8 protein-coding genes are annotated in these 8,712 nt (G+C 71.3%); 2 read left to right on the plus strand and 6 right to left on the minus strand.

Annotated features, from left to right (window positions below; all coding sequences use genetic code 11):
- Positions 1-177 precede the first annotated feature (177 nt).
- From ACIRS4_RS18715 to ACIRS4_RS18735, 5 genes are all read right to left on the minus strand, one after another.
- The gene (locus tag ACIRS4_RS18715) at positions 178-819 is read right to left on the minus strand and encodes a PadR family transcriptional regulator (protein WP_404196782.1); all 642 of its coding nucleotides are present in this window, start codon (positions 817-819) and stop codon (positions 178-180) included.
- A gap of 1,056 nt (positions 820-1,875) precedes the next feature.
- Positions 1,876-2,478, minus strand: a complete 603-nt coding sequence (locus ACIRS4_RS18720) for a dihydrofolate reductase family protein (protein ID WP_404196785.1) — start codon at positions 2,476-2,478, stop codon at positions 1,876-1,878.
- 229 nt (positions 2,479-2,707) lie between these two features.
- Positions 2,708-3,442 carry an NADPH-dependent F420 reductase gene (locus ACIRS4_RS18725; protein WP_404196787.1) on the minus strand — a complete coding sequence of 245 codons (735 nt, stop codon included), beginning with the start codon at positions 3,440-3,442 and terminating at the stop codon, positions 2,708-2,710.
- Positions 3,443-3,586: 144 nt separating this feature from the next.
- Positions 3,587-4,465, minus strand: a complete 879-nt coding sequence (locus tag ACIRS4_RS18730; protein ID WP_404196789.1) for an alpha/beta fold hydrolase — start codon at positions 4,463-4,465, stop codon at positions 3,587-3,589.
- A 27-nt stretch (positions 4,466-4,492) separates the two neighbouring features.
- The gene (locus tag ACIRS4_RS18735) at positions 4,493-5,194 is read right to left on the minus strand and encodes an SDR family oxidoreductase (protein WP_404196791.1); all 702 of its coding nucleotides are present in this window, start codon (positions 5,192-5,194) and stop codon (positions 4,493-4,495) included.
- A 230-nt stretch (positions 5,195-5,424) separates the two neighbouring features.
- Here ACIRS4_RS18735 and ACIRS4_RS18740 point away from each other — a divergent pair, with 230 nt between their 5' ends.
- Positions 5,425-6,924, plus strand: coding sequence for an MFS transporter (locus tag ACIRS4_RS18740; protein WP_404196794.1), 1,500 nt, complete (start codon positions 5,425-5,427; stop codon positions 6,922-6,924).
- A gap of 152 nt (positions 6,925-7,076) precedes the next feature.
- Positions 7,077-7,646 (plus strand): TetR/AcrR family transcriptional regulator, encoded by a 570-nt coding sequence (locus tag ACIRS4_RS18745; RefSeq protein ID WP_404196797.1) that lies wholly within the window; start codon positions 7,077-7,079, stop codon positions 7,644-7,646.
- A gap of 117 nt (positions 7,647-7,763) precedes the next feature.
- Here the strand turns inward: ACIRS4_RS18745 and ACIRS4_RS18750 are convergent, their stop codons facing one another.
- Positions 7,764-8,573, minus strand: coding sequence for an IclR family transcriptional regulator (locus ACIRS4_RS18750; RefSeq protein WP_404196800.1), 810 nt, complete (start codon positions 8,571-8,573; stop codon positions 7,764-7,766).
- Positions 8,574-8,712 lie beyond the last annotated feature (139 nt).

Here is an 8,712-nt window from a genome sequence, read left to right on the forward strand (position 1 = left end):
CGGACGGTCGTCGGTGCGACGGACGGTCGTCGGCGGTGCCGTGCGTACGGTATGGGTCTGGTCGGGTGGTTCGGAGTCTTCAGGTGGTACGGGTGGGTCGGGTGGAGCCGGTGGACTCGGTCGGCCCTGTGGATCCTGGTCGTTCGGGTGCTCAGGGCCGGTCGTGAAGGGCGGACATCACGGGCGGTGGCGTGCGGCCCCCTCTGCCCCGGCCCCCGCCCGCGCCCCCGTCCCCGCCGCTCCCGGCGAGGCCGGCTCCGGCCCCGCCGGGGCGGTCGACGAGAGACGGATCAGCCGGGACTCGCAGTGGTCGAGCCAGCGCGCCTCGGCCTCGGTCTGGAAGATCAGCTGCTCCAGGACGAGGAGCCAGGCGATGTCGTCCCGCTCCCGGGCCCCGTTCTTCTCCACGGCGGTGAGGGCCTGCGCCTTCAGCCGGGTGTAGTCCTGCATGGCCTTCACGGTGTGCCGGCGCTGGGACTGGATGACGTCACGGATGTCGACCCCGGGCGCCCCGACGGCCATGGCCAGCTTGATGGCCAGCTCGTCACGGGCCGGGCTGGTGCGGTCGACGGGGTTCTCGAACCAGCTGCGAAGTTCGACGCGACCGTTGTCGGTGATCGCGTAGAGCGGGTGGCCGGCCTCGTCCTCGCCGTCCTGCACGACCATGCCGTCGCGTTCAAGCCGGCTGAGCGTCGTGTAGACCTGACCCACGTTGAGCGGCCAGGTGGAGCCGGTGCGGGACTCGAACTCCGTACGAAGCTGTGAGCCGTAGCGCGGGCCGTGTTCCAGGAGGGCGAGAAGCCCGTGGCGGATGGACATACCGAGTATGTATACCGAGTAAGTCCGGGTGGACAAGCGTCCTGAGGCGGACGCCGGAGGTCCGACTCAAGAGGGACCCGGGCCGTCGCGAGCCGCTCAGCGGCGGCGCGTCCGCACCCCGAGAAAGCCGATGCCGACGCCCACCAGAGCCAGCCCCACGCCCAGTGTGAACACGGGAATCCAGCCGGTCGGAGCGGTCGAGGGGGGCCTCGGCACCGGTCCGGTAAAGCGGCCGCCGACAGCTCCGCGGGCGAGCTCTCGGCGGCCGGGGCGTCCGTCTCAGGTACCGCCTAGACCCCTTCGTCCGACTCCTCGGCGGGCTCCTCCTCTGTTGCCGTTTTGATACGAGCGGGCTTCACCGGGCTCGCGGAGGACGGCGAGCCGAAGGGGTCGGCCGGTCGGCCGGGCCGCTCCCGGCCCTCCCCCGCCGGCCGCCCCGTGAGGGAGGCGGAGTCGTTGGGCGCGGGCGCGTCGGGCGGCCCCGACGGCTCGAGGGCCGCCGGCGGGCGGGTCCGGCGGGTCCGGAGGAAGGCGACGCCGACGGCGGGGGGACGGGCGATCGGGCGGGGTGGGTGCGGCGGTCGTGGCCGCGGAACCGTTCGAAGCGGGCGTGAGCGGGCGGTGCGGGGGAAGACCGTCGCCGTGGCCGGGCGCGAGGGGGCCGGCGGGCGCGGGACGGACGGGATGGTGGGCGGCCCGGAGGGGCGCCTCACGGCGGCGGCCTCCGGCCCGAAGGCGCCGGCGCTCCGCACGGCGCGGGGCGCGGGGCGCGCCCCGCGCCCTCGTGCCCCTCGTGCGCATCGCCCTCGTGCGCATCGGCCTCGTGCGCATCGAGGCCCAACGAGTCCTCAACCAGCAGCAGACTGCGAGGCCGGCTGCAACCTGCTGCTGTCGGTCGTCGGAGTGCTGACAGATCAGCGTGGCCGCCTCGGAGGACTGGCCGGCGTGGACCATCGCGTCCTTGCGGGGCATCTACCGGGCAGGTCCACAGACTGCCCGACGCCGGAAGCTCACGGGGCCGTGGTCACTCGGGCCGAAGCCGCGACACCCCGAAGCTCACGCTTGGTCGGCGACGCGCGTGTAGGTGAGGAACAGCGCTCCGCTCTTCAAGACGGTGTGGTCGGTGAGTTCCCAGCGACAGGGGTCGAAGGTGGCCTTCCGGGAGAAGAGCGGGATCCCCGCGCCGATGGTCAGGGACCCCACCTTGAGGATCAGTTGATCGATCTCGGCGTACAGGGCATCGGCCAGCTCCGCGCCCCCGATGAGCCAGATGTCCTTGCCGCCCTCTTGCTTCAACTCCCTTACCTTGGCCACCGGATCGTCGGCTACCAGTTCGACGGCAGGGGCCGGGCTCTCGGACAGGGTTCGTGAGAAGACGAGATGACGCAGGTGAGGGTAAGCGTCGGTGATCCCGGCCGCGAGGCCGATCTCGTAGGTGCGCCGTCCTTCGAGGACGGTGTCGAAGCGTGTTCCTTCGGCCGTGACGGACAGTGCCGCCCGGGCTGGGGCGGGCAGCGTCTCCGGGTACTCGGTGACGATGTGCTGGAGGTAGTCATCGGGGATCGGCCAGAAGCCGTTCGGGCCGGTGGGATCGGCGCCGTCCGGCCCGGCGATGAAACCGTCGAGCGTGGTGGCTATGTAGTAGACGAGCCTGCGCACGGATGGCCTTTCGTCGATCGGCTGCAATGGTGCGGCTCGAAGCGACCGTTTCTCGCGCCGAGTTGACGGCCCTTCGATCGCCTGGCGATCATCGCATGGCCTGTGGCACCGCAGTGAGATCCGGGAAAAACTGTGCCTGAAGGTCGTGCCACAGCCGTGCCCCGTCCGTGCCGGATGCTCCGGGGACTCCTCGTGCGCGGTGTGCGCCGCGGGCCGGCGGCAGGCGCGGTCACCTGTGGGCGGCGCGGTTCATCTCGACGACGTCCTCCAGGGTGGGATCGGCGCCGAGGGCGGCGAAGCGCTCCGCCATGCTGTCGCGGACGGCCGCATCCTTGACGCGGTCGGCTGCGGCCAGGGCTGCCGGCAGTTCGTCCAGGGTCAGTTCGGTGCAGTAGGCGGGGCCCATCGGCTGCTGGCGCCAGGAGTCGGCCAGCGCTCCCGCGTCGTAGGGGTCGAAGCCGGTGTCGTCCACCAGGCGCACGGCCACCCGCTTCGCTTCCTCGGAATCGCCGGCGACAGGGAGGGCGATGCGGCCCGGAGTGCCCGCCGGGACGCCCTTCGTGCGCTGGGTTCCGGCCAGGGCGGCGTTCCATGCCTTGACCACGGGGCGCCCCAGGAGTTCGGAGGTGTACACGCTCTCCATGGCGCCGTCCTCCACCGCCTGGATCCGTCCGCTGAGGTGCGGGTAGTAGTTGGAGGTGTCGACGACCACCGTCTCCGCGGGGACGGAGGCGAAGAGATCGGCCAGTTGTCCCGCCACTCCGAAGGGGATGGCCAGGATGACGGCGTCCCTGTCCTTGACCGCGTCGTCAAGAGCGACGGCGCGGGCGCCGGTCTCCAACACCTCGGGCGCGACGGCCTCGGGCCCGCGGGCGTCGGCCACCTGGACGTCGTGACCGGCTGCGCCGAGCTTGTGGGCGAGGTTGCCGCCGATCGCTCCGGCGCCTATGACGGATATTTTCATGATGTGTCCTTTCAAGAGACGCACCACCGGCGAGACCATCCCCGGCACCACCGCTCACCCCCCGATCACTGCCGTCGGGGTCAGGCACCCTGCATGAGTGACCAGGGCGCTGTGATGCCGAGCTCGGGTCGGCGGTTCCGGGGGTCAGGCCACCGCGTTGAGCAGGTCGGCCAGTGCGTCGGGGCGTTCGAGGGCGATGAAGTGGCCCGCCTCGGGGATCTGGGTGAAGTCGGCGGCCGGAAGCAGTTGCCTGTCGGCTTCTCGGTCCGAGGGGCGGGACCAGTCCTTTTCCCCGTAGACGAGGTGGACGGGCGCCTTGATCCCGGGGTAGCGCGAGCGGGCCGCGATGAGGCTGGGCAGGGCCTGGTACACGGCGCGGGCGACGGCCGGGTAGCCGGGGCCGGCGCCCACCTGAAGGAGTTCGTCCACGTAGTCCTCGCGCAGCGCGCTCTTGTCGCCGAGGCCGCCCTGAAGGATCTTGCGCAGGGCGGGCTTGGGCTCGACCCCGGCGATCACGGGACCCACGCCAGGCGCGAGGACGCCGCCGACCACCACGCGGGCGAGGAGGCTCGACCTCGCTATTCCGCCGCGGAAGTCGTAGGCGTTCACCGCGACGACGCGTCGTACCCGCTCCGGGAGTTCGGCCGCGGTGGTCAGGGCCAGCACCGCCCCCATGGACTCCCCGGCCAACGTCACGTCATGCAGGTCGAGTTCGGTCAGGAGCCGCTCGACGCCCGCGCGCATGGCCGGTTCGTCGTACGACGCCCCGGGCACGATCTCGGAGTAGCCCATCCCCGGCAGGTCGAGCGCGTAGACGGTGTACCGGTCCGCGACCAGCGGGACGAGGTGGCGGAAGTGCTCCGCCTGGGTGCGCACGGTGTGCAGCAGGACCAGGGGGGCGCCGGTGCCCGCCTTGAGGTAGCGCAGGGCGCCCTCGCGACCGGCACGTCCCGCTCGCGGGGCGATGGTGTGGCTCGTGGCCCCCGGGATGTGGATCGTGGGGCGTGACTCGCGGCTGGGCATCTCGCCTACTCCTTGTGTGTGAAGGGGCTACTTCGCCAGCTGGGCGTAGAGTCCGGCCAGTTCGCCGGCCAGGCCCGCCTTGACCTGGCGCGAGATGTCGTCGGCGAGCACCTCGTAGGCGCCCGTCTCGATGCCGTCGAGGGCGAGAGCGGCCACGTCACGCGGGTCGGACTTGGGCGCGTCGACGCCTGCCGCCAGGTCGGTGTCGACGTAGCCCACGTGCAGTCCGGTGACGGCGATGCCGCGCGGCTGGAGCTCCAGGCGCAGGGAGTTGGTCTGCGACCACAAGGCCGCCTTGGAGGCGCTGTAGGAGCCGCCGAGGGCGATCCACGAGAGCACCGAGTGCACGTTGAGGAGGTGTCCGCCGCCGTTGCGCTCGATGACCGGCACGAAGGCGCGGGTGACCAGCAGCGGGCCGTAGAAGTTGGTCTCGAACTCCCGGCGTACGTCGTCGAGCGGGGCATCGAGGAAGGAGGCGCCGACCGAGGCGCCGGCGTTGTTGATCAGCACGGTGACGTCCCCCGCCCGCGCGGCGGCCGCAGCCACGGAAGCCGGGTCGGTGACCTCCAGTGCCACCGGGACGGCGTCCGGGTGCGTGACGGTGCGCGGGTCGCGGGCCGTGGCGTAGACCTTGCCGGCGCCGCGCGCGTACAGCTCCTCCACCAGGGCCTTGCCGATGCCGCGGCTGCCGCCGGTGACGAAGACGTTCGCGCCCTTCAAAGCGGTCATGACTCTCTCCACAGTTTGAAAACCGATCGGTTTCCATCAAGGTAAACCGATCGGTTTTCGAGTGCAAGCCCAAGTGGCCTCCGATCCACCAGGGCAGCCACGCCGCGACGTTCGGCGCCGGTCGCACGCCGTTGACCCGCGCTTGCGCCATGGAAACCGATCTGTTTACCTGAGTGGAAACAGATCGGTTTCCATCCCTGGGGGCCGATGACCGACGACCAAGGGGAACAGTGAGTACCGCCTACGACCGCGGGGCACCCGCCTCCGGAAAAACAGACTCGGGCCGCCGCGGCTCACACGCCGTGCGCTGGTGGGTGCTCGTCGTGCTGGGCACGGCGCAGCTCATGGTCACGCTCGATGCGACCGTCGTGAACATCGCGCTGCCCGCGGCCCAACACGACCTCGGCTTCACCGACGGCGACCGGCAGTGGGTCATCACGGGTTACGCCCTGGCGTTCGGCAGCCTGCTGCTGCTCGGCGGCCGGCTCGGTGACCTGTTCGGCCGGCGTACGACCTTCGTGACCGGCCTGATCGGTTTCGCGGGCGCGTCCGTCCTCGGCGGCGCGGCGGGCAGCTTCGGCATCCTCGTCACGGCACGTGTGGCCCAAGGGCTCTTCGCCGCGCTGCTCGCGCCCGCGGCACTCTCACTGCTCAGCGTGACCTTCACCGACCCGGCCGAGAGGCCGAAGGCGTTCGGCGTCTTCAGCGCGCTGGCCGGTGCAGGCGGCGCGGTCGGGCTGCTGCTCGGCGGCATGCTCACCGAATGGGCGTCGTGGCGCTGGGTGATGTACGTCAACGTCGTCTTCGCGGCCGTCGCGCTGGTCGGTGCGGTGCTGCTGCTGGCCAAGCCGGTGGCCACCGAGCGACCCGCACTCGACATTCCCGGCACCGTCGCGGTGAGCGCGGCGCTGTTCGCCGTCGTCTACGGGTTCGCGCACGTCGAATCCACCAGCTGGACCGACCCGGTCACCCTCGGCTCCCTGACCGCCGGCGTGGTGCTGCTCGCGGTGTTCGTCTGGCTGGAGTCCAGGGTCGCGCATCCGCTGCTGCCGCTGCGGCTCGTGCTGCACCGCACCCGTGGTGGTTCGTTCCTGGCGGTGTTCGTCATCGGCATGGGGATGTTCTCGATCTTCCTGTTCCTGACCTACTACCTGGAGGCCGGCATCGGCTACTCGCCGATCAAGACCGGTCTGGCCTTCCTGCCGATGGTCGGTGGCATCGTCGCCGCGTCGACCACCGCGCCTGCGCTGCTGCTGCCCAGGGTCGGCCCCAAGATCGTGGTCAGCGCCGGCTTCCTGGTGGCCGCATCCGGCATGGCCCTGCTGACCCGGCTCGGGCTGGACAGCACCTACGTCGCCGACATCATGCCCGGCATGATCCTGCTGGGGCTCGGCCTCGGCGGGGTGATGAACACCGCGTTCCAGGGCGCGACCTCAGGCATTCGTCACGAGGACTCGGGCGTCGCCTCGGCGCTGATCAACACCGGCCAGCAGGTGGGCGGCTCGATCAGCACGGCACTGCTGACCACCGTCGCCTCGTCGGCCACGACCGACTACCTGTCCTCGCACCGGCCGGGCGCACTGACCACGGCCCGGGCCGGGGTCGAGGGCTACACGGCCACCTTGGCGTGGGGGGCCGGGTTCTTCGTGGTCGGTGCCGTCCTCTCGGCGCTCCTGATACCGAACAGGCCTCTGGCGCCGTCGGAGGGCGAGCCCGTGATCGCCCACTGAGCCTGAATCCACCGTGGCGGGAGCTCCCTGCGCCCGACCACGGTGGGGGCTGAATGCCCGAGGCCGATGGGCACGCCGTCCATGGGGGGCGGCGGCCGAGCACTGTAAACCGATCGGTTTTCAGTGGGCCGGAATCGAGTTAACCTCGCCGTATGACCACCGAAGCGAAGTCAAGCTCCCGAGAGCGACTGCTTGAGGCAGCGGCCGCGCTCAGCTACCGAGACGGCGTCAACATCGGCGTCGACGCGCTGTGCAAGGCGGCGGGGGTGTCGAAACGCTCCATGTACCAGATGTTCGAGAGCAAAGGCGCACTGCTGGCGGCGAGCCTGGAGGAACACGCCTCCGCCTATGTGACGACTCTGCTTCCCGCGGCGGACGACAACCGTCCACCCCGCGAGCGGATCCTGCACGTCTTCGCACAGGCGGAATCGCAGGCGGTCTCACCCGACTTCCAGGGCTGCCGATACCTGGTCGCGCAGATCGAGCTCAAAGACCCGGACCACCCCGCGAGCCGGGTCGCCCACCGGGTCAAGGAGAACCTGACAGCCTTCTTCCGCACCGAGGCCGAACGGGGCGGGGCGAACGACCCGGACCTGCTGGCCCGGCAGCTGATCCTGGTCTTCGACGGCGCCAGCGCCCGCGCGGGGATCAAAGCCGACACACCGACAGGGCTCCTGGCTCCCACCGTGGCCGTCCTGCTCGATGCGGCGGACATGCGCTGACGCATCGCGCGACGAGCGGTCGCGGCGACCGACGCACTCGGCGGGTCGCAGCCCGCCTCCGGGCCCCGGGCTCCCACACCAGCCGGTTGCATCACCCGACTCGTCCGGACAGCACACCTAGCGCGGCGTGTCGTCGCCGTCGAGGTGTTCCGCGAGTGCTGTCGCCGCGGCCTTGAGGTCGGTGTGGATCGTCCGCTCGTCGGCCGTCAGGTCCTGTTGTCTGCCGACGACCGACACGGCGGCCCTGATGTGTCCGGCGGCGTCGCGCACGGGGACGGCGTACTCGGTGACGCCGTGTTCGAACTCACCATGCGCCGCGACGACGCCACGGACGCGGTCACGGTCGTTGGCTGCGGCGACCTCCCGCGCCGAGTGGGCCGCGTCGGGGCCGCCGACGCCGATCAGTTCGTAGCCGTCGAGCAGATCGGTGATCTCCTCGGCGGTGTGGTCGAGAAGCAGCGCGCGGCCGGCGCCCGTGCACCAGCACGGGGTGACCAGACTCGCCCCGCCCGGCCACTCCTGGGCGAGGCCCGCCGCGGACTCGGCGCGCAGCAGCCGGACTTGGACGCCGTCGCGGACGGAGAGCCGTGCGCCGGCGCCGTGCTCGACGGCCAGGCGGCGCAGGAGCGGGCGGCTGCGGCCGAGCAGGCCGGGGTGCAGGGACGCGGCCGTGGCGAAGAAGGCGCTGCCGGCACGGAGCGTCGAGTCGTCACGGCGTTCCAGGAAGCCCTTGTCGCACAGGTCCTGGATGGTGCGTGAGGCCTTGCTCCGCTCGACGCCGACCTCGTCGGCGAGCCGGCTGACGTTGAAGCCGCCCCGGCCGGAGGCTTCACGGTCCAGGGCCGTGTTGACGATCCGGAGGGCCAGGCGCAGCGAGGAGGCCGTTCCCATGCCCGGTCGCCGGGATGCGGGGCCGTTCGTCGTCACCTCCGCACTATAGCGATTCGGTGATCAGCGGCCCCGGGCGGCGGCTAGGGCGTGTTTCGAAAGTAGCGTCGTCCGCCCGGAGGGCGGGGCTCGCGGCGGCGATGGGGGCACCTCCCGCGCGAGTTCGGTTCGAGCGTGG

The organism is Streptomyces sp. NPDC101166 (genome assembly GCF_044768125.1).
GTDB lineage: Bacteria > Actinomycetota > Actinomycetes > Streptomycetales > Streptomycetaceae > Streptomyces.

Bases quoted from the DNA above. Each gene is read 5' to 3' on its own strand.
- ACIRS4_RS18715 (WP_404196782.1), bottom strand. From the start codon at position 819: ATGTCCATCCGCCACGGGCTTCTCGCCCTCCTGGAACACGGCCCGCGC.
- ACIRS4_RS18725 (WP_404196787.1), bottom strand. From the start codon at position 3,442: ATGAAAATATCCGTCATAGGCGCCGGAGCGATCGGCGGCAACCTCGCC.
- ACIRS4_RS18730 (WP_404196789.1), bottom strand. From the start codon at position 4,465: ATGCCCAGCCGCGAGTCACGCCCCACGATCCACATCCCGGGGGCCACG.
- ACIRS4_RS18735 (WP_404196791.1), bottom strand. From the start codon at position 5,194: ATGACCGCTTTGAAGGGCGCGAACGTCTTCGTCACCGGCGGCAGCCGC.
- ACIRS4_RS18745 (WP_404196797.1), top strand. From the start codon at position 7,077: ATGACCACCGAAGCGAAGTCAAGCTCCCGAGAGCGACTGCTTGAGGCA.